27 protein-coding genes and 1 other RNA gene are annotated in these 26,279 nt (G+C 46.9%); 24 read left to right on the forward strand and 4 right to left on the reverse strand.

What is annotated here, in order from left to right:
• The first annotated feature begins 6 nt into the window (after positions 1 to 6).
• The 8 genes from ACIFQM_RS17400 to ssrA all read left to right on the forward strand — a co-directional run bounded on the left by ACIFQM_RS17400 (position 7) and on the right by ssrA (position 9,731).
• Positions 7 to 1,188 carry a phosphoglycerate kinase gene (locus ACIFQM_RS17400; protein ID WP_430039909.1) on the forward strand — a complete coding sequence of 394 codons (1,182 nt, stop codon included), beginning with the start codon at positions 7 to 9 and terminating at the stop codon, positions 1,186 to 1,188.
• Positions 1,189 to 1,247: 59 nt separating this feature from the next.
• On the forward strand, positions 1,248 to 2,000 hold the full coding sequence (tpiA, locus tag ACIFQM_RS17405; RefSeq protein WP_430039907.1) for a triose-phosphate isomerase: 753 nt from the start codon (positions 1,248 to 1,250) through the stop codon (positions 1,998 to 2,000).
• Position 2,001: 1 nt separating this feature from the next.
• The gene (gene gpmI, locus ACIFQM_RS17410) at positions 2,002 to 3,546 is read left to right on the forward strand and encodes a 2,3-bisphosphoglycerate-independent phosphoglycerate mutase (RefSeq protein WP_430039905.1); all 1,545 of its coding nucleotides are present in this window, start codon (positions 2,002 to 2,004) and stop codon (positions 3,544 to 3,546) included.
• Between the two features lie 63 nt (positions 3,547 to 3,609).
• Positions 3,610 to 4,896: a phosphopyruvate hydratase gene (gene eno / locus ACIFQM_RS17415; RefSeq protein ID WP_134911632.1), complete on the forward strand. Its 1,287-nt coding sequence runs from the start codon at positions 3,610 to 3,612 to the stop codon at positions 4,894 to 4,896.
• Between the two features lie 340 nt (positions 4,897 to 5,236).
• Positions 5,237 to 5,470 (forward strand): preprotein translocase subunit SecG, encoded by a 234-nt coding sequence (secG, locus tag ACIFQM_RS17420; RefSeq protein ID WP_043922593.1) that lies wholly within the window; start codon positions 5,237 to 5,239, stop codon positions 5,468 to 5,470.
• Positions 5,471 to 5,657: 187 nt separating this feature from the next.
• A complete protein-coding gene (rnr, locus tag ACIFQM_RS17425; RefSeq protein ID WP_430039903.1) occupies positions 5,658 to 8,285 on the forward strand; it encodes a ribonuclease R in 2,628 nt (875 codons plus the stop codon).
• Positions 8,286 to 8,542: 257 nt separating this feature from the next.
• Positions 8,543 to 9,022, forward strand: a complete 480-nt coding sequence (gene smpB / locus ACIFQM_RS17430; RefSeq protein WP_134911630.1) for an SsrA-binding protein SmpB — start codon at positions 8,543 to 8,545, stop codon at positions 9,020 to 9,022.
• A 344-nt stretch (positions 9,023 to 9,366) separates the two neighbouring features.
• Positions 9,367 to 9,731, forward strand: a transfer-messenger RNA (tmRNA) gene (gene ssrA, locus ACIFQM_RS17435).
• Here the strand turns inward: ssrA and ACIFQM_RS17440 are convergent.
• From ACIFQM_RS17440 to ACIFQM_RS17450, 3 genes are read right to left on the reverse strand one after another with little or no spacing between them, the layout of a single operon-like run.
• Positions 9,692 to 11,236 (reverse strand): recombinase family protein, encoded by a 1,545-nt coding sequence (locus tag ACIFQM_RS17440; RefSeq protein ID WP_430065828.1) that lies wholly within the window; start codon positions 11,234 to 11,236, stop codon positions 9,692 to 9,694. The genes ssrA and ACIFQM_RS17440 overlap by 40 nt on opposite strands.
• 12 nt (positions 11,237 to 11,248) lie before the next feature.
• Complete coding sequence (locus tag ACIFQM_RS17445) at positions 11,249 to 11,722, reverse strand: ImmA/IrrE family metallo-endopeptidase (RefSeq protein WP_430065830.1); 474 nt, start codon at positions 11,720 to 11,722, stop codon at positions 11,249 to 11,251.
• Positions 11,723 to 11,729: 7 nt separating this feature from the next.
• Positions 11,730 to 12,182, reverse strand: coding sequence for a helix-turn-helix domain-containing protein (locus ACIFQM_RS17450; RefSeq protein WP_430065832.1), 453 nt, complete (start codon positions 12,180 to 12,182; stop codon positions 11,730 to 11,732).
• A 240-nt stretch (positions 12,183 to 12,422) separates the two neighbouring features.
• Between ACIFQM_RS17450 and ACIFQM_RS17455 the strand changes: the two genes are divergently transcribed.
• The 10 genes from ACIFQM_RS17455 (at position 12,423) to ACIFQM_RS17500 (ending at position 19,836) form a co-directional block, all read left to right on the forward strand.
• A complete protein-coding gene (locus ACIFQM_RS17455; protein WP_430065834.1) occupies positions 12,423 to 12,647 on the forward strand; it encodes a helix-turn-helix domain-containing protein in 225 nt (74 codons plus the stop codon).
• 296 nt (positions 12,648 to 12,943) lie between these two features.
• A complete protein-coding gene (locus ACIFQM_RS17460; protein WP_430065836.1) occupies positions 12,944 to 13,144 on the forward strand; it encodes a hypothetical protein in 201 nt (66 codons plus the stop codon).
• A 13-nt stretch (positions 13,145 to 13,157) separates the two neighbouring features.
• A complete protein-coding gene (locus tag ACIFQM_RS17465) occupies positions 13,158 to 13,340 on the forward strand; it encodes a hypothetical protein (RefSeq protein ID WP_430065838.1) in 183 nt (60 codons plus the stop codon).
• Positions 13,341 to 13,430: 90 nt separating this feature from the next.
• Entirely contained in the window at positions 13,431 to 13,856 is a 426-nt protein-coding gene (locus ACIFQM_RS17470; RefSeq protein WP_430065840.1) for a hypothetical protein, read from the forward strand.
• A complete protein-coding gene (locus ACIFQM_RS17475) occupies positions 13,849 to 15,051 on the forward strand; it encodes a DUF2800 domain-containing protein (RefSeq protein ID WP_430065842.1) in 1,203 nt (400 codons plus the stop codon). The genes ACIFQM_RS17470 and ACIFQM_RS17475 overlap by 8 nt, the downstream gene beginning before the upstream one ends.
• Positions 15,052 to 15,217: 166 nt before the next feature.
• Positions 15,218 to 15,817 (forward strand): DUF2815 family protein, encoded by a 600-nt coding sequence (locus ACIFQM_RS17480; RefSeq protein WP_430065900.1) that lies wholly within the window; start codon positions 15,218 to 15,220, stop codon positions 15,815 to 15,817.
• Positions 15,818 to 15,886: 69 nt separating this feature from the next.
• Positions 15,887 to 16,213 carry a hypothetical protein gene (locus tag ACIFQM_RS17485; RefSeq protein WP_430065844.1) on the forward strand — a complete coding sequence of 109 codons (327 nt, stop codon included), beginning with the start codon at positions 15,887 to 15,889 and terminating at the stop codon, positions 16,211 to 16,213.
• Positions 16,210 to 18,159: a DNA polymerase gene (locus tag ACIFQM_RS17490; protein ID WP_430065846.1), complete on the forward strand. Its 1,950-nt coding sequence runs from the start codon at positions 16,210 to 16,212 to the stop codon at positions 18,157 to 18,159. Before ACIFQM_RS17485 ends, ACIFQM_RS17490 begins: the two co-directional genes overlap by 4 nt.
• Positions 18,160 to 18,227: 68 nt before the next feature.
• Positions 18,228 to 19,184, forward strand: coding sequence for an AAA family ATPase (locus ACIFQM_RS17495; RefSeq protein ID WP_430065848.1), 957 nt, complete (start codon positions 18,228 to 18,230; stop codon positions 19,182 to 19,184).
• 118 nt (positions 19,185 to 19,302) lie between these two features.
• Positions 19,303 to 19,836, forward strand: coding sequence for a hypothetical protein (locus ACIFQM_RS17500; protein WP_430065850.1), 534 nt, complete (start codon positions 19,303 to 19,305; stop codon positions 19,834 to 19,836).
• Positions 19,837 to 19,990: 154 nt separating this feature from the next.
• Here the strand turns inward: ACIFQM_RS17500 and ACIFQM_RS17505 are convergent, their stop codons facing one another.
• Entirely contained in the window at positions 19,991 to 20,413 is a 423-nt protein-coding gene (locus ACIFQM_RS17505) for a hypothetical protein (RefSeq protein ID WP_430065852.1), read from the reverse strand.
• A 150-nt stretch (positions 20,414 to 20,563) separates the two neighbouring features.
• Here ACIFQM_RS17505 and ACIFQM_RS17510 point away from each other — a divergent pair, with 150 nt between their 5' ends.
• The 6 genes from ACIFQM_RS17510 to ACIFQM_RS17535 all read left to right on the forward strand — a co-directional run bounded on the left by ACIFQM_RS17510 (position 20,564) and on the right by ACIFQM_RS17535 (position 26,164).
• Positions 20,564 to 22,957 (forward strand): VapE domain-containing protein, encoded by a 2,394-nt coding sequence (locus ACIFQM_RS17510; RefSeq protein ID WP_430065854.1) that lies wholly within the window; start codon positions 20,564 to 20,566, stop codon positions 22,955 to 22,957.
• Between the two features lie 186 nt (positions 22,958 to 23,143).
• Positions 23,144 to 23,488 carry a VRR-NUC domain-containing protein gene (locus tag ACIFQM_RS17515; RefSeq protein ID WP_430065902.1) on the forward strand — a complete coding sequence of 115 codons (345 nt, stop codon included), beginning with the start codon at positions 23,144 to 23,146 and terminating at the stop codon, positions 23,486 to 23,488.
• Positions 23,478 to 24,851 carry a DEAD/DEAH box helicase gene (locus ACIFQM_RS17520; RefSeq protein ID WP_430065856.1) on the forward strand — a complete coding sequence of 458 codons (1,374 nt, stop codon included), beginning with the start codon at positions 23,478 to 23,480 and terminating at the stop codon, positions 24,849 to 24,851. The genes ACIFQM_RS17515 and ACIFQM_RS17520 overlap by 11 nt, the downstream gene beginning before the upstream one ends.
• A 5-nt stretch (positions 24,852 to 24,856) precedes the next feature.
• Positions 24,857 to 25,087, forward strand: coding sequence for a DUF3310 domain-containing protein (locus ACIFQM_RS17525; RefSeq protein ID WP_430065858.1), 231 nt, complete (start codon positions 24,857 to 24,859; stop codon positions 25,085 to 25,087).
• Positions 25,080 to 25,712 carry an RNA polymerase subunit sigma-24 gene (locus ACIFQM_RS17530; RefSeq protein WP_430065860.1) on the forward strand — a complete coding sequence of 211 codons (633 nt, stop codon included), beginning with the start codon at positions 25,080 to 25,082 and terminating at the stop codon, positions 25,710 to 25,712. Before ACIFQM_RS17525 ends, ACIFQM_RS17530 begins: the two co-directional genes overlap by 8 nt.
• Before the next feature lie 203 nt (positions 25,713 to 25,915).
• Complete coding sequence (locus tag ACIFQM_RS17535) at positions 25,916 to 26,164, forward strand: hypothetical protein (RefSeq protein ID WP_430065862.1); 249 nt, start codon at positions 25,916 to 25,918, stop codon at positions 26,162 to 26,164.
• The last annotated feature ends 115 nt before the right edge of the window (positions 26,165 to 26,279 follow it).

Genomic DNA, 26,279 nt, shown 5'->3' on the forward strand with positions numbered 1-26,279 from the left:
ATGGAGATGAACAAAAAGAGCGTACGTGATATAGAACTGAATGGAAAACGGGTGTTTGTTCGTGTAGATTTTAACGTTCCGGTTGAGGACGGTAAAATTACGGATGACAAGCGTATTCGTGAAACCTTGCCAACGATTAACTACCTGATTGAAAAAGGTGCAAAAGTTATTTTGGCGAGTCACTTTGGACGTCCAAAAGGTCAGGTTGTTGAATCTATGCGTCTGACTCCTGCTGGCGTGCGTTTGTCTGAACTGCTCAAAAAGCCTGTTGTTAAAGTGGATGATGCAGTTGGTGAGGCTGTTAAAGCGAAAGTGGCTGAACTGCAAAACGGCGATGTGCTGTTGCTTGAAAATGTACGTTTCTATCCAGGAGAAGAGAAAAATGATCCTGAACTGGCAAAGCAATTTGCTGAGCTGGCTGACATTTTCGTGAATGATGCATTTGGTGCAGCGCACCGTGCTCATGCTTCTACAGAAGGTATCGCGCATCTTCTTCCGGCTGTTTCCGGCTTGCTGATGGAGAAAGAATTGTCTGTAATCGGTAAAGCTCTTTCAAACCCGGATCGTCCTTTTACAGCCATTATCGGCGGCTCCAAAGTAAAAGACAAAATCGACGTGATTGACAACCTGCTGAACATTGCAGATAACGTAATCATTGGCGGCGGTTTGGCTTATACATTTTTTAAAGCTCAAGGTCATGAAGTGGGCCAATCCCTACTGGATGAATCCAAACTGGATGTAGCACTTGGATTTATCGAAAAAGCGAAGAAGCTCGGCAAAAACTTCTACCTTCCGGTAGATATCGTTATTTCTGACGATTTCAGCGCTACAGCGAACACGAACATTGTGGACATCGATGGTATTCCTGCAGATTGGGAAGGCGTGGATATCGGACCGGAAACACGTAAAATCTATGCAGATGTTATCAAAAACTCCAAATTGGTTGTTTGGAATGGACCAATGGGTGTATTTGAAATGGAGCCTTTTGCTGGCGGTACGCGTGAAGTAGCGGAAGCTTGTGCAACAACAGAAGCATACACCATCATTGGTGGCGGTGATTCTGCGGCTGCGGCCGAGAAATTCCACTTGGCTGACAAAATGGATCATATCTCTACTGGCGGCGGCGCATCCTTGGAATTTATGGAAGGCAAAGCACTTCCGGGTGTTGTTGCACTCAACGATAAGTAATCAAACGTACTGCGTATAATAAATGCTTTAGGGCACCTAATAGTTAGGAGTTGAAACCATTGAGAACACCGATTATCGCGGGTAACTGGAAGATGTTTAAAACCGTACCAGAAGCTAAAACTTTCATCGAAGAGATCAAAGGCAAAGCAGAGGTTGCAGGGGTGGAAAGCGTGATTTGCGCACCATTTACGAATCTTCCTGCTCTGGTTGAAGCAGTAAAAGGTACATCTATCAAAATCGGCGCACAAAACCTGCACTTTGCAGAAGACGGCGCATTTACAGGTGAAATCAGCGGCGGGATGCTGAAAGATCTGGGCGTAGATTACGTTGTGATCGGACACTCCGAGCGTCGTGAATATTTTAACGAAACAGACGAAACGGTGAACAAAAAGGTTCATGCGGCATTCCGCCACGACCTGACTCCGATCGTATGTGTAGGCGAAAAGCTGGAAGACCGTGAAGCCGGTCAAACCAAAGAGGTTGTAAAAGTGCAAACTGTAGCGGCTTTTGCTGGTTTGGCTAAAGATCAGGCTGCACAAGTGGTTGTTGCTTATGAGCCAATTTGGGCAATTGGAACAGGTAAATCCTCCACTTCGCAGGATGCGAATGAAGTTATTTCCTATATCCGTAGTTTGTTGAAAGAACTGTACGATGAAAATACTGCAAATGCTGTACGGATTCAGTATGGTGGCAGCGTGAAACCTGAAAATGTGGCTGAATATCTGGGCCAAAGCGACATCGACGGCGCACTTGTAGGTGGCGCTAGTCTTCAACCAGCGTCTTACATCGCGCTTGTTGAGGGGGCGAAGTAAGATGACAGTACCAAAACCGGTAGCCTTAATTATTATGGATGGATTCGGACTGCGCGAAACTGTGGAAGGCAATGCGGTTGCACAGGCGAACAAGCCGAACTACGACCAATACTTAAGACAATACCCTCATTCAACGCTTACAGCGTCTGGTGAAGCGGTAGGTCTGCCGGAAGGGCAAATGGGTAACTCCGAAGTCGGTCATCTGAACATCGGCGCAGGCCGGATTGTATATCAGAGTTTGACCCGCATTTCGAAGTCCATTCGCGAAGGCGAGTTCTTCCAGAATGAAACTTTACTTAAAGCAGTACAGCATGCCAAAAAGAACAACACGAAGCTTCATCTGTACGGACTTTTGTCTGATGGTGGTGTGCATAGCCATATTAGCCATCTGTTTGCTATGCTGGATCTGGCGAAAAAAGAAGGTTTAACAGAAGTATACATTCATGCATTTATGGATGGACGCGATGTTATGTCTGACAGCGGCGTGGACTTCATGCAGCAGCTGATCGCCAAAATTCAGGAAGTGGGTATTGGTAAAATCGCGACTGTACAAGGACGCTATTATGCCATGGACCGCGACAAACGTTGGGAGCGTGTAGAGAAATCTTACCGTGCAATCGTGTACGGCGAAGGTCCTCAATATACAGATCCAATGGAAGCGTTGAAAGAATCGTATGAAAAATCGGTGTTCGATGAATTTGTGGAGCCGACGGTTATTGTGAAGGCTGACGGAAGCCCTGTAGGGCTGGTCGAAAGCAATGACTCAGTAATCTTCCTAAATTTCCGTCCTGACCGTGCGATTCAATTGTCTCAGGTATTTACGAACAAGGATTTCCGTGGCTTTGATCGCGGGCCGAAATTACCTAAAGATTTGCACTTTGTTTGCCTGACATTGTTCAGTGAAACGGTTGAAGGCTTCGTAGCCTACGAACCGAAAAACCTGGATAACACATTCGGCGAAGTTTTGGTGCAGAACAACAAAAAGCAATTGCGTATTGCCGAGACCGAAAAATATCCGCACGTTACCTTCTTTTTCAGTGGTGGTCGTGATGTAGAACTGCCTGGCGAAACTCGTGTTTTGATTAACTCGCCTAAAGTGGCTACATATGATTTGCAGCCTGAAATGAGCGCTTACGAGGTTGCGGATGCTGCTGTTAAGGAAATCGAAGCCGATAAGCATGATGCGATTATCCTGAACTTTGCCAATCCGGATATGGTTGGACACTCCGGCATGTTGGAGCCAACGATCAAGGCGGTAGAGACGACGGATGAATGTGTTGGACGTGTTGTAGATGCGGTTAAAGCCAAAGGTGGCACTGTTATCATCATTGCCGACCATGGTAACGCGGATATGGAAGTTGACGAGCAGGGACGCCCGTTCACAGCTCACACGACCAATCCGGTTCCGTTCATATTGACTGACGAAAATATCGTTTTGCGTGAGCATGGAATACTGGCTGACGTAGCTCCGACGCTTCTGGATTTGATGCAGCTTCCGCAGCCTGCGGAAATGACAGGAAAATCTATGATTGCATCCCGCAAGTAAGCTTGATTTAATAAGTATAGGCTTGACCAATAAATCATGATCGACAAAGGAGATTAAGTACAAATGACTATTATTTCTGACGTGTACGCTCGCGAAGTCCTCGATTCTCGTGGTAACCCAACTGTTGAAGTGGAAGTATATCTGGAATCCGGTGCTATCGGTAGTGCCATCGTTCCTTCCGGTGCCTCTACTGGCGCTCACGAAGCTGTAGAGCTTCGCGATAACGACAAGTCCCGTTACCTGGGTAAAGGCGTTCTGCAAGCTGTTAAAAACGTAAACGAAATCATCGCTCCTGAAGTGATCGGCCTGGATGCTGTAAACCAAGTGGAAATTGACACATTGATGATCAAACTTGACGGAACACACAACAAAGGTAAACTGGGTGCAAACGCGATTCTGGCTGTATCCATGGCTGTAGCTCGCGCTGCTGCTGAAGCTCTGGGTCTGCCATTGTACACTTACCTGGGCGGATTCAATGCTAAACAATTGCCAGTACCAATGATGAACATCGTTAACGGTGGCGCACATGCCGACAACAACGTTGACGTACAAGAGTTCATGGTTCTGCCTGTAGGAGCTCCTACTTTCAAAGAAGCTCTGCGTGTTGGTGCAGAAATCTTCCACAACCTGAAATCCGTACTGAACTCTAAAGGTTTGAACACAGCTGTTGGCGATGAAGGCGGTTTTGCTCCTAACTTCAAATCCAACGAAGAAGCTCTGTCCACTATTATCGAAGCGATCGAAAAAGCTGGTTACAAACCAGGCGTTGACGTATTCCTCGGTATGGACGTTGCTTCCACTGAGTTCTACAAAGATGGAAAATACACACTGGAAGGCGAAGGGAAATCCTTCACTTCTGCTGAATTCGTTGACCTGCTTGCTTCTTGGGTTGATAAATATCCAATCATCACCATCGAAGATGGTTGCTCCGAAGATGACTGGGAAGGTTGGAAATTGCTCACTGAAAAACTGGGCAACAAAATCCAATTGGTTGGTGACGACCTGTTCGTAACTAACACAGAGCGTCTGGGTAAAGGTATCGAAGAAAACATCGGTAACTCCATCCTGATCAAAGTAAACCAAATCGGTACGCTAACTGAAACATTCGACGCTATCGAGTTGGCTAAACGTGCAGGATACACAGCTGTAATCTCTCACCGTTCCGGTGAATCCGAAGACAGCACAATTGCTGATATCGCTGTTGCAACAAATGCAGGCCAAATTAAAACAGGTGCGCCTTCCCGTACTGACCGTATCGCGAAGTACAACCAATTGCTCCGCATTGAGGACCAACTGGGTGAACTGGCTCAATACCACGGCCTGAAATCTTTCTACAACCTGAAAAAATAATATTACACCAAAATGCTGACGGTGGTCAGGCGGCTGTGATTCAAGAACACGGAGTCTGAGTGCTCGAAGCCTTTTACGTAATTACAAAACAGATCTGTTCGCTAACGTGAGCAGGTCTGTTTTTTTGTTTTTTCTTATGTGATGTCAGTTATACTCTTTTGCAAGACTTAATGAAGTGGCTCGGTATAGCTGGTTGTTATCTACTGGAAGCTGTGGTAGAATAAAAATAGTGTTTTGCGTTAATTTCCGGCTATTCATAACATGATATGATCATGTTTTCATAAAAGAGGCTGTGTTGTTTTGCAAAACGGATGTATTAGCTCAGGAGGTGGGATTTTTCATGGAAATCTTTTTGAAAGTGCTGCTCGTTGTGTTCTCTATTGCTGTTATTGCGGTTGTTTTACTGCAAAAGGGGAAAAGTGCAGGTTTGTCCGGTGCCATCTCTGGCGGTGCTGAGCATCTGTTCGGCAAGACAAAAGCTCGCGGTATGGATTTGATTTTACAGCGCGTGACTGCTGTTTTGGGTGCGGGCTTTATGATCGTTTCCGTTTTGGTTGCATTTTTTGCAAAATAAGCTAAATAATAACCTTAAGCCTTCGTTTCACGGGAAACGGGGGCTTTTTTGGATTTTAGACAGGCAGGGATGCCGTCGATTAAATTCGTGTATACTAGGGTATGAGTATATGAAGAGCCTTGTATCAGGAACAAGGAACATGCGGATTATTACTGAAAATTAAAGGTCACCCGAGGTGGACGATATTATGATAACAGAGCAACAATTACTTGATTTTATGCGCGAGACCGCATACAAACCTATGACTTACCAGGAGCTTGAGCAGCATTTTGAAATTAAGGACGCGGCGGATTTTCGCGAATTTCTTAAGCTTTTGAACGCGCTGGAGGAAGACGGAAAAATTCTGCTGACTCGGACGAACCGCTATGGTGTGCCGGAACGGATGGATTTGCAACGCGGACGTTTGCAGGCTCATGCCAAGGGATTTGCTTTTCTGATCCCGGAAGACCGGGAGCACCCGGATGTGTACATTCATGCTAATGACTTGAAGAGTGCAATGAATGGAGACACGGTACTGGTAAGAGTAACGTCGAAGGGACCTTCGGGTGGCCGTTTGGAAGGCGAAGTCGTGCGGATCGTGAAGCGCGCAGTGCTACAGGTGGTAGGCGTGTTCCAGAGCCACGAAGCATACGGTTTTGTTTTGCCGGATGATAAGCGCATTAACCGGGATATTTTCATTCCAAAAGCCAGCTCCAACGGAGCCGTGAACGGTCAAAAAGTCGTTGTGCGCATTGTGAGCTATCCGGAAGGACGAGCTGCGGCGGAAGGCGAAGTGTTGGAGGTGCTGGGTCACAAGGATGATCCGGGCGTCGATATTTTGTCGGTCATTCGCAAGCATCAACTCCCTGAAGCTTTTCCCGATGAAGTGACAGAGGAAGCGGAAAAGGCCCCCGATGCGATTACCGAAGAGGAAATTGTACGTCAAAGGCGGCGCGATCTGCGCGATAAAACGATTGTTACGATTGATGGCGAGGATGCCAAGGATCTGGATGATGCGGTTAATGTAGAGCGTCTGCCGAACGGCAACTACCGTCTGGGCGTTCATATTGCCGACGTAGGATATTATGTGCGTGAGAGCTCCAAGCTGGATCAGGAGGCGTATAACCGCGGCTGTAGCGTGTACTTGGTGGACCGTGTTATTCCTATGCTTCCGCATCGGCTTTCGAACGGGATTTGTTCTTTGAATCCACAGGTGGATCGGCTGACTTTGTCCTGCGAGATGGAATTCAATGAGCATATGAAGGTTGTAAAACATGATGTCTTCACCAGTGTCATTAAAACGAAGGAACGAATGACATACACCAACGTTCGCAAAATCCTCGAAGAGGAAGATGCTGAACTGATGGAACGGTATAAGGAGCTGGTGGAAGACTTCCGTACGATGAAGGAACTGGCTTTGAAACTGCGAGCTAACCGGATGCGCCGGGGTGCGGTTGATTTTGATTTTGATGAAGCAAAAGTGATTGTGAATGATGAAGGCAAGGCTGTGGATATCGTTAAAAGAGAGCGCACCATTGCCGAGCAGATCATTGAAGAGTTCATGCTGGCAGCCAATGAGACGGTAGCCGAGCATTTTCACTGGCTCAAAGTGCCGTTCCTGTATCGGATTCATGAGGACCCGGACCCAGAAAAGTTGCAAAACTTTATGGCTTTTGCTGCCAATTTTGGACACCAGATCAAAGGTCGGGGGAATTCTATTCACCCGCGTGCGCTACAAACGTTGCTGGAAGACATTCAGGGCACGAAGGAGCAGACGGTGCTTAGCACCATGATGCTACGTTCGATGAAGCAGGCAAAGTACGATGCGGAGTCGACAGGACATTTTGGACTGGCTGCGGAGTATTATTCTCATTTTACATCGCCGATTCGTCGTTATCCTGACTTGGTGATTCATCGTGTCATTCGTGAGGTATTGGAGAATGGCGGGGCTTTAACGGCCGAGCGTCAGGAGTATTTGACTGCACGGATGCCAGATATTGCGCAGCAATCTTCCGAGCGGGAACGTGTGGCTGTGGATGCAGAGCGTGATACGGAGCAAATGAAAAAGGCTGAATACATGCTGGACAAGGTCGGCGAAGAATTCGAGGGGATCATCAGCAGCGTAACCAGCTTTGGTATGTTCATTGAGCTGGACAATACGGTGGAAGGCCTGACACGTCTGAGTGCGCTTACGGACGATTATTATCATTTTGACGAGCAGCATATGGCGTTGCTCGGTGAACGTACCTCCAAGGTGTTCCGCATCGGAGATGAGGTTAAGGTTCGCGTAGCGCGCGTGAATATGGAAGATTACACGATTGATTTTGAACTCGTCGATATGAAGCAGCAGCAACGCCGTGAACGCACGGGTGGTTCAAAGACAGGCGCTGGCTTTGCGCGTGGCGGTGAGGGCCGAGGTAAAGGAAAGCCCCATGAGGGGCGCGACCGTAAGAGCGGCAAGGACAAGGCTGGCAGAGAGCGTAAAGGCGGTCGTGATGCCGCTGTGAAGCCCAAAGAAGCTGGTTCAGGCGTAGGCGGCGGAGGTATTAGTACCGCGGGCCGTACGGGCCGTAGCGGCGGAAACGGAGCAGGAGCGGGCTCAGCCAGCGGTTTCGGTTTTGGCAGCGGCAAGGGCGGTTACAACTCGCCAGCATCAAGTGCGGGTAAACGTAAGAAGAAGACGTCAGCCAGCGGTATTTTTATCGGTGGAGCAGCTACACCAGGCAGTGATGCCAGCCCAAGCGGTGACGGCGCTGCACGTCGTAAGCGGAAGAGCAAAGGCAGTGGTGGTGGCGGTAATAGCACCGCTGGGTTTGTCCGGAAAAAGAAGAAGTAAGTGGCGGTAGCTTGCTTGTTAGATAGATGAATCTCTGGAATCAGTGTATTAAGCTGGTCTTTGGCTTAGATTACGGCGGTTTCTGTCTGATGTTTTGGACGGAGGCCGCTTCGTTTTAAAGACTTGACCTTTCTTGCTTTTACCGTCTGGATTTTGTTACAATATAGTTCTAGGCCGCTCCTTTGCAGTTATGTAGTGAGCGGGCTGGAGTTTTCTTTTTACGGAATAGATTACATTAGGAACAAGGAGTGGTATTCATGGGTAAGAAGGCAGACGGGAAAGTGCTCGCCCAGAACAAAAAAGCTTCCCATGACTATTTTATTGAGGATACCTACGAGGCGGGCATGGTGTTAACGGGAACGGAAATTAAGTCTTTGCGCAATGGTCGCTCTAATATCAGTGATGCATTTGCAACCATTCGTAATGCTGAAATTCACATCCACAACATGCATATTAGTCCTTTTGAACAAGGCAATCGTAATAATCCGACCGATCCGACACGCACACGTAAGCTGCTGCTGCACAAAGAGCAGATTCGCAAGCTTATTGGTCTATCCAAACAGGAAGGCTACACGATTGTGCCGTTAAAGATTTATGTTCGTAACGGCTATGCCAAGCTGTTACTTGGACTCGGTAGAGGTAAAAAGCAGTACGACAAACGAGATGCTGCGGCCAAACGTGATGCACAGCGTGATATCCAACGCGTTTTGCGTGAGAAGCAGAAAATTGCGAGATAATTAGCGTAGCTTGGAGTCGGTAGATGAAGTGAAGCAAGCGTATGATTAGGCTGGAGCTTGTTTTTTAGAAACTGCTTCGTCGTTCATTGAATTATTAGGCATGGTACAAATTACGTGAATAAGCTACTTGTTCCTGTAATGGTGCTATTTTAAAGAGCTTAACTGGCTTATTCCGTTTCGTTATAAAGTGTAATATGGTATACTAATGAAGTAGTAAGTTTTCATGTTTTTGTACTTCTGAGTTTGTTCGACTGCTGAATCTCAGGATTCAGCTTCCGATATAGTATCATGCATGCTTATGCTCCGGTATTTCCGGTTTTATCCGTGGAGCCCTTTTATAATAAGGGGGCGTTTATGGATTCGACGGGGATAGTTCGAGCATGGGTAGCGGGTAGTGGGGACGCGTCCGCTTCATCAACGCTAAAGCCTATTAAACGGCAAACAACAAAACAACTACGCTTTCGCAGCCTAAGAAACTGTGTGCGTGCTTCTACCCAGCATCGTCCATGTGACTGGGATAGGGGCTAACAAATAGTGGAATACGCTGTCTCATCTCCGCCTGCGGTGAGCTGAAGAAGATAATCAGGCTGACCCGAAGGGAATCCGGTGACAGGGAGTTCCTAGGGTGACATCAAAACTGTCACTACACCCGTAGAAGCTTATGTGTCGTTATCTTCGGACAGGGGTTCGACTCCCCTCGCCTCCATTGCTAAAAACCCTGTACGTGATTTCAGCCTTGAAGTGGTTTATATCCCTTGATGGCTGAATAACTACACGGTCGACGTATTCTTGAAGGACTTGCTTTTTTTCGTCTTCATCGACGGAAAGAAGTGAGTCCTTTTTACTTTCCAAGATTTTAAGTATCAAAGATTCATCCAACACAGATGTTTGTTTCATAATCTCAGCTTTTTGCAATTCATACTCAAGGGCTTCCTTCCGCTGTTCGGCCGGCTTGATACTCTCAATCACACTTTTTACACCTGCCCCCAAAGCTTCCATCCAGTTCGATATTTTTATATCCAGTTCTTTTAATTCTTTTTTTATGGGTTCCGCATCATTCTCAGTCTGGCGTTTTTCCTTCTGATATAATTCCTGAACGCTTTTGATAATTTCGCTCATACCATCCGTAGAAAAACACTCTCCTAAAAGTTTATCAATCACAAGATGCTCAATGTCGTCTTTACGCACGTTGGTATTTCCGCATTTACTTTGGCACTTGTAATAGCTGAGAACAGTCTTTTCACTACTCTTATGATTTGTGTATGAATTCCCTGCATACAAAGCGCCACAGTTCCCACAATAAATTTTTCCTGTCAATAAGTAATTCACCTTGGCTTTCATCCTTCCTGGTTTGCGTTTCCTTGCATTCATTTTAAGGTTTACACGGTCCCACTGATCGGGTTGAATAATTGCAGGTATAGCTCCTGGAATAATAATTTGCTGATCCAAAGGTTTCTTATTATTCGTATTACGCTTTCCATCTTCATCTTTAGGGGCCGACACATCAAATACATAGTCGCCTTTATATTTAATGTTTGAGGCCCAGGTAGCGAAGCTGCTTTTAGTAAACTTGCGACCAGCAAGCGTCCTGTATCCCTTATCGTTAAGTATTGAGGCTATCTGTTCGTTTGGTACGTCATTCTCAATGGAATCAAAATAAATCTGTACAGCCTTATAACGGTTCGGGTCAATTTCCAGTTTACGTGTTTCAGGATGTACTCTCAAGCCGTAGGGTGGTAGCCCTCCAGTGTGTTTCCCTTCCTCTGCATTTTCACGCATTCCTTTACGGACCTCGCGTGCCAGATTTAAAGAATAATACTCTGCCATTCCCTCAAGAACAGACTCTAGTACAATGGATTCAGGGGAATTGTCCAGATGCTCCAGAACAGATTCCACCCGTACACCATTGCGCTTTAAAATTCTCTTGTAATGGGCACTATCATAACGATTACGTGCAAAACGATCCAACTTATGTACAATAACCACATCAAAAAGATGTTTGGACGAATCTTGAATCATTCGTTGAAAATTTGGGCGTTTATCCGTAGTGGCTGACTTTTCTTCGTCGGGATACGAATTTACTAATACATAACCTTTCTGTCGGCAGTATTCTTCAATTGCTCGCATTTGCGCGGTAATGGATTCTTCACGTTGGTTGTCCGAACTGTATCGGGGATAGGCAACGGCGCGAATGATTTTAGTATCAGTAATCAATGAGGCCCCTCCTTATATTATATTTTCTTCAAACATCCGCACCACGCCTAAAGGGTCAAAGTAAATAATGTGATGGTTGATGACAGTGAATAACCCATATTTATCTTTATATCTATTCAATGTCGCTTGAAGAAACGGCTCGGTAACACCGAGATAGGTGGCTATTTCGTAGCGATTCTTCATTTTTGCATAGTACGCCTGAATAATAGAAGTAAGGGGGATTAATCTGTTGTATGCCCATTGTCTTGCCAATAGTTCCTGTTTTCGATTTCTGACATCAGTCTGATCAATTATATTACCCACAGTTAGCTCATGATGTCCTATTTCTTCCGCAAGAACACAAGCCTTTTCAGTATTTGTGGTGATACTTTTTTTCACCCAAACAATGTTATCTCTGTATAGCCCCAATAAATTCCCTTTTAAGTCCACCTCATATACTTCAATTGACTTGGCCTCGGCTTCACTAACCAGACTTTCATACACCATTGTGCAGTCACTCCTTGCTGCGTTGCTTTCTCCGAAGTTTGACAAACTCTTTAAATTGTTCTATCTCTTCTAATTCCTCATCAGTCCAATCCTCTCCATCATGGTGAGCCGCTAAGGTTAATTCTTCTTCCTCATGTTCTTCACTATTAAGCTTTTTAGTCTCATTCTTTTCTAAAATCTTTTCTAAATCTTTTAGATAGGATTCGTCAGTGTGTCCGTCCGCGTACATTTCAGGTGTTAGTAGGTCGAAAGTTTCGCCATCGGGAATCGGTTCACCTAATAGGAAATCCACAGTGACCCTAAACATTTGAGCTAACTTAGAAGCGTGATCTGCACTTAGCTTTCTTCGACCTCGTTCAATATTGTAGTAATACTGAGAAGAGATACCTAGATGTTCAGCTACATCGCCGCCCGTTAAATTTCTCAATCTGCGCATTTGTCTAATTCTATTTGGATACATATTAATCAAAATCACCTTTCTAATTAACTTTTTTATTATTTTATCATCTAATAGGATAAAAAACAAACAACGAAATACGAAAAATAGCGGAAAATATAGGAATACAAAGTATCCAAGACGATATACCCGATAAAATCGGTTATTTACTCTATTATGGTTCTTTTTAATCCTATTTGGATACTTTATATCCTAGACAATTATAATCCAAATAGGATACTATGTATTCAGGAGGTGATGGTAATGACTTTCACAAAGGATATCAAGCATGCATTGATCGAGAAGGATATGAATCCCTCTGATCTTGCACGACAATCCGGATACTCACCACAGCATATAAACAATCTGCTAAAGGGCGAGAAACGATGGAATGTTGATTCGATGCAAAAAGTTTGTGAAGTATTGGGGCTAGAGTTGCGAGTAGTGCCCAAAGAGGGAAAGGGGGATAAATCTAATGGCTCAAATTAGCGCAACAGTCAAAACTATCCCCCATCCTGATCCGCAAAGGCTTGTTGACCTGTGGGCCCGGATAGTTTTGAAGGAGCTGCTTCGACGTGAACAAGAAGGAAATCAGCCATGAGTAAAGTTACTGATCTGCAAAGCCAGGAAGTCATAGACTACTGCGCTAATGAGGAATGCGGCGCGGAGATCGTTTTCGGCCAGCAAGCCACGAAGCGGGGAAAGGACCTATATTGCAATTTGGGTTGTTTGTGCCGGGCAATCGGCGCGGCGGTAATCACAGTGAAAGGAGGTGAAAATATCCTATGAAACCAACGATCGGAAGAAACGTCCACTACAAGGACACGGAAGGTAAGACACTTGCCGCAGTAGTCGTCTATGTTAATCCAGACACTATCGGAATGGTGAACTTGGCCGTTTGGAATGAATTTGGCAAGCAATTCAACGCATTAAATGTTCGTCAGGGAGATGGGGCGGAACAATGGAGCTGGCCGCCGCGATTATAAGGAGGTGAATAACTTGCCATTACAAACATCTAGGCACTATGCCAGCGTGTGCGCTTTCTATTTAGACTGTGAAGCACGAGCGCGTCGGAATAGACGTTTCGGTAATATCAAGCACTACCGTAAGCAGTACAAAAAGTACCGTGGTCTTCTGTACAAAGCCGTATACGAAAAGAACCCAACAGGGGTAGGAGCCTGAGGGGTTCAGCGGTAAAAACATCTAATTATATTTATTCTAACATGTTCTTTATCGTTTGAAAACCAATTTCCCTTATAGGAGGACTTATACATGCCTGTTCAAATTAACATTACTGGCGAAGATGCCAACCAAGCTATTAAGGAGTTTTCTGTTTTATCTGCTGCTTTTACAGGTGTTCCGGCTTCAACTGTTGTGCCTACCTCCCAAGAGGATAAGCCTAAGCGCAATCGCACCACAGCGCCAAAACCTGAACCGAAGGAAGATCCATCCCCCGATCAGGTGAGTAAGGAGGTTCAGGAAGACGGCAAAAAAATTGATGGTCTGTCGGATGGTGAACAGGATATTCCTGATGTGGTCGAGCTGCGGGAAGCTGCTGCTGCTGTTGGTTCAACGCCAGAAGCCAAGGCCAAGATCAAGGCGCTGCTGGATCAGTACGAAGCCCGTAACCTGTCCGCTGTTTCTAACGCTCAAAAAGTCGAATTTCTCGCTGCCTTGAAGGCTTTGGCTAATGAGTAGCCAACCACATGCCGAACGTGCCCATGCTTTACTGGGCGCGTCCAAGGCTAGTCAGTGGATCAATTGTCCTCCAAGTGCAAGACTTCAAGAGAGTGTGCCAGACAAATGTAGCGCATATGCCGATGAAGGTACAGCAGCCCACGAGCTATCCGAAATAAAGCTGCGCCGCCGAATACTTCCTTGTGATTCCAAGGAACGCACCCGGTTAGGGAAAGAGTTACAGAAGATCCATACGGGTCAATACTACGGACCTGAAATGGAAGACGCTACAAACGATTACGTTGATGTGGTTGAGGAACGTTTCATGGCTGCAAAAGCCCGTTCTGCTGATGCGTTGGTGCTGTTGGAAGAACGGCTGGATTATACCGCTTGGGTGCCTGATGGTTTCGGTACGGGTGATGTGGTGTTAATTGCAGACGGTGTGATGGAGATTATTGACCTTAAATACGGCAAGGGTGTCCCGGTGAGCGCTATTGGCAACCCACAAATGCGGATCTATGCCCTTGGTGCCTATGACGCTTACAGCTACCTGTACGACATTCACGAGATTCATATGACTATCGTACAGCCGCGCCTTGATAGTGTCAGTACAGACAGTATTCAGGTGGATGAGCTATTGGAGTGGGCCGAGACAGTGGTCAAGCCTTCTGCTGCGCTTGCTGATGCTGGTGAGGGTGATTTTAAAGCAGGTGATCATTGCCGCTGGTGCAAAGTCAAGGGGAACTGTCGTGCTCGTGCCGATGCCAATATGGCTGCCTTGGCTCACGAGTTCAAGGACCCGGCACTTTTAAGCCTGGATGAAGTCAGTTCCATTCTGTTCATTGCGGATCAGCTTTCCACCTGGGCAAAAGATGTGAAGGACTATGCTTTTGATCGGGCGAAGAACGGCCAGGCTATTCCGGCGTGGAAGCTGGTTGAAGGGCGAAGCAATCGGGCCATCACAGACAAGGAAGCTGTAAAAGCTGCCATGGTAGCGGCTGAAATAGACGCGGACAAGTACCTCAAGCCGCAGGAGCTGCTTGGTATTGGCGATCTGGAAAAACGGATCGGCAAGAAGGAGCTAACTACCTTAATCGGGGGCTTGATCATTAAGCCTGCTGGTAAACCTGTGCTTGTACCGGAGACGGATAAGCGTCCAGGGCTTAACAGTGTAGACGCTGATTTCGCGGACGAGGATTTTGAAGCTAATGCCTAGTGAATGGGGTATCTGGAGTACAGTGTCAAAGCAATTCGTTTTCGGTATTACGGAAACCTCTGCCGGACAAGCCCGAAAACAACTATTTAAGAAAATCGGCAACGATGCCCGTAAGTGGCGTTTCGAGGCCCGAAAAATACAACCAACTCAAAGGAGACATGTTCAAATGGCAATCGACAATCAAACAACCAAAGTAGTTACAGGAAAGGTGCGCCTTTCATATTGCAACATTTTTGTGCCGCAAGCCAATGATCAAGGCGTTGATAAATACGGTACGGCTATCCTGATTCCTAAATCGGACAAGGACACGCTGCGGAAGATTAAAGCGGCTGTAGACGCTGCCGTAGAGCTCGGTAAAAGCAAATGGGGCGGTAAGATTCCGGCTAACCTTAAAAAACCGCTGCGGGATGGTGACGAAGAACGCCCGGATGATGAAGCTTACGCAGGACATTATTTCTTAAATGCTTCTTCTAATAACAAACCTGGTATCGCTAAGCCAACAGGTAAGGATGCGAACGGTAAAACCAAATTTGCGGAAATTACGGACTCTACAGAGGTGTACAGTGGCTGCTTTGCCAAGGCATCCATTAACTTCTATCCGTATGATGCGAAAGGAAACCGGGGGGTTGCTGCCGGGTTGAATAACATTGTCAAAGTCCAGGATGGTGATTTCTTGGGCGGTCGTTCCAGTGTTAACGACGACTTCGCAGGCGAGGATTTTGATGACATTGTGGACATTAGTGACGATGACGACTTTTTGAGCTAAGTAACAGGGTGCGTAAGGGGGATTTCTAGTGCCCCCTTTTTCTTTACCAAAAAATCGGGAGGAATCGCGATGAATATACAGGATTTGGTTAAAAAGACACATGAAAATGCGGTAAACAAAGGCTGGTATGAAGAACCCCGCAGCTTTGGTGATGTAATTGCTTTGGCCCATGCGGAGCTGTCAGAAGCACTGGAAGACTACCGGGATGGGCGAGGCTTGAGAGAAATTTACTTTGAAGGATCGAAACCCTGTGGCATTCCAGTTGAACTGGCCGACACACTGCTACGTATTTTCGACTTCTGTGGTCATGTTGGCATTGATCTGGAAGGAGCATTGGCGGTCAAGATGGCTTACAACGAATCCCGATCATATAAGCATGGCGGCAAGGTCATATGACGGTTCTGCAAATCGACATTGAGACTTATTCCAGTATTGACCTTAAAGCGTGTGGTGTACACCGCTATGTGGAAGCCCCCGACTTTGAAATTCTGCTTTTTGCTTTTGCTTTTGACAATGATCCGGTTACTGTCGTTGATCTGACAGAATTTGAGGAATTACCCAATGATGTTCTGGATGCACTGCGCATGGACGTCATAAAAACGGCCTGGAATGCGGGGTTTGAGCGTGCAGCAATTGCCAGACACTTTGGTACAGCGTGTGACCCCCGTTGGTGGCGTTGCTCTATGGTGCATGCCTATACCCTAGGCCTACCCGGTGCGCTTGATAAAGCGGCTAAGGTGCTTAAATTGGAGCAAAAGAAGGATGCACGAGGCAAGAACCTGATCAAATATTTCAGCGCTCCATGTAAGCCAACAAAAGTTAACGGCGGACGGACGCGAAACTATCCACACCATGACCCGGAACGTTGGCAGCAATACGTAGAGTATAACCGACAGGACGTAGTGGTTGAGCGCGATGTTCGGCAGCGGCTTGAAAAGTACCCTGTACCCGACCGTGAGTGGGAGATTTGGGCACTAGACCAAGAAATTAATGATCGGGGCATACGCATGGATACAGGGCTTATTCATCATGCCATTGCTTGTTCTGAAAATTACACGAATCATTTATTGTCTGCATCTCAGGAGCTTACCGGGGTTGATAACCCGAACAGTCTGCCACAGCTCAAAGCATGGTTTGCTGACCAAGGCATGATTATTGATAGCTTGGGTAAAGATTTGATGCCTTCATTATTGGAGGCTGCGCCGAATGAGGCCACCAAACGAATGCTTGAGCTGCGGCAAGAGATGGGAAAGACCTCTGTCAATAAATATGATGCTATGCAGCTTGGTACCTGTGAGGATTCACGGGTTCGTGGAATTTTGCAGTTTTGTGGTGCAAGCCGCACGTGGCGCTGGGCCGGACGCCGCGTTCAAATGCACAATTTACCCCAAAACCACTTGCAGGATTTAGAGAGGGCCAGAGAGACATTAGCATCTGGCGATTACGATTGGCTTGAAATGCTGTACGGCTCCCCACCGTTTGTCCTATCTGAGCTGATCCGTACAGCATTGATTCCGTCTGAAGGTAATCGCTTCAAGGTGGCCGACTTTGCAGCCATTGAGGCCAGGGTTATTGCCTGGCTAGCGGATGAACACTGGGTACTGGATGTTTTCAAGGGCCATGGCAAGATTTATGAAGCAACAGCAGCCCGTATGTTTGGTGTTCCCTTCGAGACAATTGCCAAAGGGCACGAAAATTACAAATACCGTGCTCCGGGGAAGGTGGCAACTCTTGCATGTGGCTTCGGTGGGGGCAAGGCTGCTCTTGAAAATATGGATAAGAAGAAGGAAATCCATCCCGATCAGTATGATCCTTTGGTGAAGCAGTGGAGAGAAGCTAACCCGAATATCCGAAAGCTTTGGTATCGAGCTGAAGAAGCGGCCATGGAGGCTGTGCGATGCAAGACTACGGTAAAGCTAGCTCATGGGGTACGGTACCGATATTTTGGTGGCATTTTGTTCGCTGATCTACCAAGTGGGCACAGTCTTGCATATCCTTCTCCAGCCATTAAACCAGACCCGAAATTTAATAAAGATAGCCTGACTTTTAAGGCTCCTGACAAAAAAGGTGACATGATTACCCAGCGAACTTGGGGCGGCACTCTTGTTGAAAATTTGGTACAGGCCATTGCAAGAGACTGCCTGGCAGAAAGTCTAATGCGTTTAGATAGAGCTAGTTATATGACTGTTTTGCATGTTCATGACGAAGTGGTGGCTGATTGCCCTGATGAGTTTGGCTCTATTGAAGAAATGACTGAGATTATGAGTCAGGCTATAGATTGGGCTCCTGGGTTGCCTTTGGCGGCGGCTGGATTTGAATGCGACTTTTATCAAAAGGACTGATATAGATGATTGGTTGTTTTCTGATTATTTACAACAACGGATATGACGCGGAAAGGGAGGATTAATAAATGATCACACCAGAAGAAAGAGTCGAACGCATCCGTAATCGGAAAGCTAAGGCAGCTTTGAATAAACTTAACGCGTTACCCGGTATGGGTGGACTTAAATCCCAAATCGAACAGATGGTTCAGTTTGCGAAGGTGTCCAAGCTGCGGGAGGAAATGGGCTTGAAAACGGAATCGCATACTCTGCACATGGTCTTTACTGGTAATCCTGGTACTGGAAAAACAACGGCTGCGCGCCTTATTGGGGAGGCGTTTGTCTACACAGGTTTGCTCAAAACCACTAAGGACGAAATTCCATTCATCGAAGTACACCAATCCGATATTACTGAGGCTCTTGTAGGGGCCTCAGAGAAGAAAATTTCAGCAAAATTCGATGCAGCTAGAGGTGGTGTCCTTTTCATAGATGAGGCTTACTCTTTTTTAGGTAAGTCTGAACATAAATCTGACGAGAAGGTTGTTGCTGTTATTGTTCAAAAAATGGAGGATATGCGCGATGGGGTTATGGTAATTGCTGCTGGATACCCGAAGGAAATGGAAGACTTTTTAAACTTCAATCCAGGGTTACGCTCCCGCTTCCCCAACAAGATTCACTTTCCAGACTATGCAGTAGCCGATTTAATGGCAATTGCTGAGGTCATGTGTGCAGATCGCGAATATGAAATGGCGCCTGAGTTTACGGAGAAGCTTTCACAACGACTGAACCAGGAACGTGCATTACCTGGCTTTGGTAATGCACGTACAGTACGGAATATCATAGAACAATCTATTCGTCGGCAATCATTGCGAGTTTCAGCGTTGGTTCGCCCTGATCGGGACGCGTTGGTTACATTGCTTGGCGATGATGTTGCTTTGATGAGTGTTCAGCAGCCCTTTGTATCTGAGAAGGATCGTTTGCTTGATTCCATAGGTAAAGCTAAAAAGCGGCTGTTTGAACTGGAAATGGAAGAAATGTTGTCATGATCAGGGACCCCTATTTTGATGATATTCCATGGGAGTTCGTGGTCGACGATTCCGGTACCGTGATCGGTACCGTATATACGTTACTTTCAAATCCTGATCCAAGGAGGGTTAAACCGACATGGGACACTGGTTCTACATTACACCGGGCGAATACGCGGAAGCTGCAAAAATCGGAATAAAGCCGGTTATGTTGGATCGTCGCGTAAGGGAGCAGGGCTGGTCGAAAGAGCGAGCAATGACCACACCACCTAGAAAGCTTACGGATCGGCGGCGCTGGAAGGCTGAGGCTGAACGAAATGGGATTAGCTACGACACTTTCATGTCCCGTGTGAACCGGGGCTGGTCAATGGAGAAAGCAGCTACACAACCGCTTCAATCGCCAGAAGAGAGAAAGCAACAGGCGTTACATGCGTCTGATCAAATTCGTGTATATCCCAAAACATACGTCCAACTTGCAGAGAAGAACGGCATTCCTTACCCTACGTTTTTTAATAGGGTTAAACACTGTGGATGGGATATGGACCGGGCTGCAACGGAGCCGTTATGGACGCGGGAGCAAATAGGCAGGCTTGGCGCTCAGCGATTACGTGAGCGTGAAGGTGATTGGGCCTCACAGATTTTTGGACAACAACAAACGAGCATAAAGGGTTGACTGCGACGGAAGCAGCCATATTAATAGTCCTCCTTTTTTATGAGATATAAAAAGGAGGACGAGAACTGAAAGCTTCGAACTTTTAGAAGATTGTTCTGGGTGTCTGGCAAATCGCTATGATTTGAAGCCTATGACTATAATGAGTCACTTAAATTTATTTTTGTCTGAGATCATTTATTTCCTTGACGATCTGAATAATTCTGGGGTCGTCATCATCGAGTACATTGGCAAGATTGTCTTCTCCTATTTCCAATAATTCTAGGAGATTTTTGAGGCTCCCTTTTTTAGCGAACCTTGTGATTCTGTCTAACTCGAGTGTGAATTGAACAAATGCTGTATCGTTAAATCTCCCTTTTGATTTGTTTAGAAGTTCATCCATTCTTCTGACCATATCATCAGTGGCCGAAAGGTAAATGATTTCTTGGTTAACGTTCATAAGTACAAGTACTCCTTCTTTTGAAGGAACGTGTTTGGAGAGTTCATTTCTAGGAATCATCTGACTCCAATTAATAGATTCAATTGCATCTAGTTCACTTTTAAGCATAATTCTGAATTGTGTTTTAGACATGTAAACCACTGTAATCATCTCCTTTATGGTTGTGCAGTTTTTTTGAACAGTTACTTTGACTACAAAAGTAATATTACAATTATGCACTTCTATTTAAGGAGTGCCAGTTATTTTTTGTAAAATATTGAGCAGCTTATTTTTAGGAAGGTGTTGGCCGAATTGACTGAACTAGAACTGGATATAAGCTTCGGGAAGCATCGGGCGGACACAAGCTGGAAGCCGGAGTACCTAACCTGGGATGAGTTCATAGCCCGGCTGCAAAAGGTGCGTCGGACGGCAGAGACAATGAGCCAATACGATGCTATGTCTACGGCAGCAAGGGGCAAAGTCAAGGATGGACCTGCTTTTGTTGGTGGGATGATCCGGGGCGGCCGCCGGAAAAAGGAGAACGTAGACACTCGCAGTCTGATTACTTTGGATATTGATAGCGGTGACGACGATTTTATTTTCATGTGTGATCTAGTGCTTGGGGGGACGGCTTATGTCGTCTACTCCACGCACAGCCACCGTCCACACAAGCCTAAATACCGTTTGATCATCCCTGTTGATCGGGCTATGAGCCCGGACGAGTACGCGGCAGTCAGCAGGAAGCTGGCAGAGCAAATTGGCATGACCTACTTTGACCGGACAACCTTTGATGTGCATCGGCTCATGTATATGCCAAGCTGCTCCAAAGATGCTGAACCCGTTTTTGAGGTATTCGAGGGTGAAGCCTTGGCTGTGGATGATGTGCTGAGCCAATACGCCAACTGGCAAGACGTTATGGCCTGGCCTCGTCATAAGGACGATAAGGGTGGACCTGTACTGTTTGGTAAGAGGGCACAGGACCCACGGGAGAAGTTCGGAGTGATCGGTTTATTCTGTCGCTCCTTCTCTATTGAAGAAGGGATAGATACGTTTTTGTCTGATATTTATACGCCTGGAACGATGGAAAACAGGTATACCTATATCCCCGGTACATCCGCCAATGGTCTGGAAGTTTACCCGGATCAGGACCTTGCCTTTTCGCACCAAGACAGCGATCCGGTGGCTGATGGTCGTACTTATAATGTGTTTGACCTGCTGCGGGTGCATAAGTTTGGGCACCTTGACGAGCGGGTGAAAGACCATACGCCGGATGCTAAGAAACCGAGCCATTTGGCTATGGAACAGTGGGCGGCGACGCGGCCGGAGGTAAAAAAGCTCAGTACCGCCGAGCGGATGGCTGATTTTGCAGAAATGGCCGAAGGCTTGGAGCCTGATAGTGATGATGAAGACCCGGAGGACGACGAGTGGGAAACGAAGCTGGAGCTACATCACAAGACGGGGGCATTGTTGCCTACAGCCGGGAATGTGGAGCTAATCCTAACACATGATATCTGGCGGGGCATTCTCGCCTTTGATGCGTTTGGCAATACAGAGGTTATTAAAAAGCCGCTACCTTGGCGGCATAGGGATCGGGAGAACCGGGACTATGAACCCTGGTTGGGGGCTGATGATAAACGGCTGCAACACTGGTTTGCCAAAGCACACAGTATTAATTCCGCCAAGACCATCCAGAACGCCTTTACGGAGGTCGTCCACCGGAACACGTTCCATCCTATTAAAGCGTATCTGGAAGCTACACCGTGGGACGGTGTGCCGCGTGCAGAGCGGATTTTCGTGGATTATTTGGGGGCACCGGACACGCATTACACCCGGCAGGCTACCCGGAAGATGCTACTTGCTGCGGTTATGCGGCTCTATCGTCCCGGTTGCAAGTTTGATCAGATGCTTGTCCTAGTGGGGCCCCAGGGGGCAGGTAAGAGTAGCCTGCTGGCGAAGCTTGGCCGTGAGTGGTTCAGTGATTCCCTGAGAACGTTTGAAAATAAGGAAGCCGGGGAGCATTTGCAATCAGGCTGGATCTTCGAGATCGGGGAGCTGTCGGCGCTTAAAAAGACTGAAGTGGATGAGGTAAAAGCCTTCTTGTCTAAAACGGAAGATCGGTACCGTGTGGCTTACGATCGGCAAGTTACGGAATTTCCACGTAAATGCGTGTTCTTCGGGACAACCAATACCCGAGACTTTCTACGGGACACCACAGGAAATCGGCGCTTTTGGCCTGTGGAGATTTTCCCGGATAACGCGGAGTTTAGTCATTGGGACGATATGGACGATGATGTGGTACGTCAGATATGGGCAGAGGTCATCCGCTGGTTCAAGGCGGGGGAAACCTTGGAGCTGGACCGGGAAGCACGCGTGGCGGCAGAGCAGCAGCAAGCATCACACATGGAATCTGATCCGCGTGACGGACTTATTCAGGAATGGCTTGATCAGCCCATTGAAGATGAAATGGGTCGGCCTACCGAGGATTTTCGGGATCGGGTGTGTGCGTCTCAAATATGGACGGAGTGCCTGGGTAACAAGAAGGGTTCTATGCGTCCGTGGGAAGCTAAAGAGATTGTGGACATTATGCGTAACGTTCCTGGTTGGGAAGAACGCAAGGGAAAAGCACGCGTTCCAGGTTACGGCGTTCAGCAGGTTTTTGAAAGATTAGGTGGTGTTGCAGAGGGTGTTGCAGCGGCGTTGCATTAATCCTGTGGCTGCAACACATACCGTTGCCGTTGTTGCAGTAATGTTGCCGTAAAAAGGTGTCCCACTGCAACACAAAAAAGCGTGACATACCAAGGGTTTATGGGTTCCTGTTGCCGTTGTTGCAGTGAAATCCCTATAAATAATAATAATAATAATTAAGTATACGTGGGGGCTACTTAAACGCATATATATGCTGTACGTGCGTATGAGAAGCAACACGGCAACAGTCAAAAAGGAGGACACATGAGAGAATCTACGCTGGAACGAAAGCTGGTGGATGCCGTCAAGCGGATTGGTGGTATGGCGCCGAAATGGACAAGCCCTGGTAATCGTGGTGTACCTGATAGGCTGGTTATCCTTCCTAATGGCCTGACGGTGTACGTTGAGATGAAAGCTCCAGGTAAACCGTTGCAGCCGCTTCAAGTTCATTGGGCCAAGAAGCTGACCAAGCTAGGCCACCGAGTTTATAAAATTGATTCAGCCGCCGCCATAGATCAATTCATCAAAGAGGTGAGCGGCGTTGAGATATAAAGCACATCAATATCAGGATTATGCCACAGAGCGTATTTTGGATACGCCTTATATTGCCTTGTTGCTTGAAATGGGACTTGGTAAAACAGTATCTACGCTGACTGCCATTGATCTGCTGCTGAACGAATACTTTGAAGCTGGTCGTGTCCTGGTGATTGCGCCGTTGCGGGTAGCGGAAGACACTTGGGCACGAGAGGTTGAGAAGTGGGATCATCTGAAGCATTTGCGTATTTCTAAAGTGTTGGGCAGTGCCGCTGTCCGGCGAAAGGCATTGAAGGCAGATGCCGATCTGTATGTGATTAATCGGGAGAATGTGGAATGGTTAGTCAGTGAGTACGGCACCAAGTGGCCGTTTGATACGGTAGTGATCGACGAGCTGTCCAGCTTCAAGAATCACCAGTCAAAGCGGTTCCGGGCTCTTCGCCGGATCCGACCTATGGTGAAACGGCTGATCGGCCTGACCGGAACACCAGCCCCAAATGGCTTGATGGATTTATGGGCGCCAGTTTATCTGCTGGATCAGGGTGATCGGCTTGGTAAAACCGTGACCAGCTTCCGTGATCGTTACTTTGTCCCTGGTGAGCGTGACGGACACGTTGTTTATAAATGGCATGAGAAGAAAGAGGCGCAGGAGCGGATTTATGAAGCCATATCAGATATAGCCGTGAGTATGAAGGCCGAAGACTGGTTGGAGCTGCCTGAACGAATTGACAGAATCGTTGATATCCGGCTATCTTCTAAAGCCCAGGAGTTGTATGAAAAGCTGGAAGAGGATCTACTTATCACTTTTCGCGATGCGGATGTAGTTGCCAGTACAGCAGCCGTGTTGAGTAATAAGCTGCTGCAAATGGCTTCCGGTGCTGTGTATGACGAGGACAAGGGTGTGAAGCTGATTCATGATGCCAAGCTGGATGCCTTGGAAGATATCATTGAGGCGGCGAATGGTAAGCCTGTCATGGTGTTTTATAACTTTAAACATTCTCTGGCCCGGATTCAGCAGCGGTTTCAGCAAGCCCGGATCTTGCGGAAGGGCAAAGACGGTGCTGAGGATATTCGCACTTGGAACAATGATGAGATACCGCTTCTGCTGCTGCATCCAAAGTCTGCCGGACACGGCCTAAACTTGCAGGACTCAAGCTGCCAAACCGTTGTATGGTTTGACCAAATTTGGAGTCTGGAAGAGAATCAGCAGGCGAATGCCAGGGTTCACCGTCAAGGCCAGACCCGCCGTATTGTAGTCATGCGCTTGGTGGCAGCAGGCACAATGGACGAGGACGCGGTAGCCGCACTAGAACGTAAAGCTTCCGGTCAGGACGCGTTAATGGATGCTGTGAAAGCAAGAATAAGTAAAATAAAAGGGTGATTAATATGACTCAACTGAAGGACATGGTAAATTCGCCAGAACATTATACGGCTGGTGGGATTGAAACGATAGATTTTATTCAGGCCAAGCTAGGTGTGGAAGGTTTCCGGGACTATTGTGTGGGGAACGTCATCAAGTATTGCAGCCGCTACAAGCACAAAGGCGGCAAAGAGGATTTGCAAAAAGCACGGTGGTATCTGGACCGCATGATTCAGGATGGTGAGCAGAATGAATGAACAATTGACAGTCAACCAGCTTCAAGAATATAAACGTCTGCTTGCACGTATTAAGGTTTTGGAGACGTATTCCATCACAGGAGGACTTTTGCTGAGTACCCTTGCCGGTGATGATCGGTTGCAGGAGCTGCATAAGAAATTACGGGGTATAAAGTCTTACATGTACCTGAACCGCCATGAACTGGAGCTGGAGCAGACCGCACACGCCTATCTGACTAGATACCCGACAGGAACACGGGCGCAACTGGCAGAGGTCAGACAGTGTGTTGGGGCTGACTCGGATGATGATAAGCTGCTGCGAGAGCTGGAGCAGAAGATTCAGAAAGTCATTAAAGCGCGCGGTGGGGAAGTTGACGGGTACGGATTTGAGGATATTTTAGACCGCATTAGCCAGTTGCAGGATCTGGAGAGCCAGAAGAGGTATTTTCTACTTACACTGGATACCCTGACCGGATATAATCCGAAGTATGGACGCATCTTGTATTTGCAATACGTGGAATTTAAAGAGCCGGGAGACATTGCGGACGAGATGGGGATTTCTTTACCAACCCTGTACAAATGGCGTAGACTGGCGATCAGGGAATATGCCGGGCTTATTGACGGCGTACTACCGATAAAATTGTGATAAAAAAGCGATAAAATATTGATAGTAAATCGAGACGACAACCCCGTTTTGACCGTGCTAAAATGGTATTGTGCCAAAGTTGTAAGAGGGTGTCTGTCTATGCTGTAGTGGTGTACGAACAGCACCTTTTCTAAAAGTATATTTGCAGAAGAAAGCGACGGGAAACCGTTGCTTTTTTGCATTTTAAAAAAGGAGGAAAAGACATGAGTTATGCATATTTGGACAAAGAGGGCATCTTGCATTTGCATCCAGAAAAACGTATTGCTGCGCAAAACGGCAAGTATGTTGAAACCAACCTGGAGTATGACGAGAGCGGCTATCCGGTAGTGGACGGCGAAGGCGTTGTTTACTATACCGACGAGGACAAAGCTTACATCAAGGGCAACAAGTCTGACGGTAAACTCATTGCTACGCCGCCAGTGCTCAAGCAGCTCGCAGCGGAACTTTTGTAATGCTTTCCCGACTCCGGTCGGGTTTGTGACGTAAACAGGGATCAGCGGTTCAACTCCGCAATACGTCAAAAAAAGGCGCCCACTACGGACGCCTCAATCATTAGTTTTTACTATC

It is taken from the genome of Paenibacillus sp. NRS-1782, assembly GCF_050467685.1.
Classification (GTDB): domain Bacteria; phylum Bacillota; class Bacilli; order Paenibacillales; family Paenibacillaceae; genus Paenibacillus; species Paenibacillus terrae_A.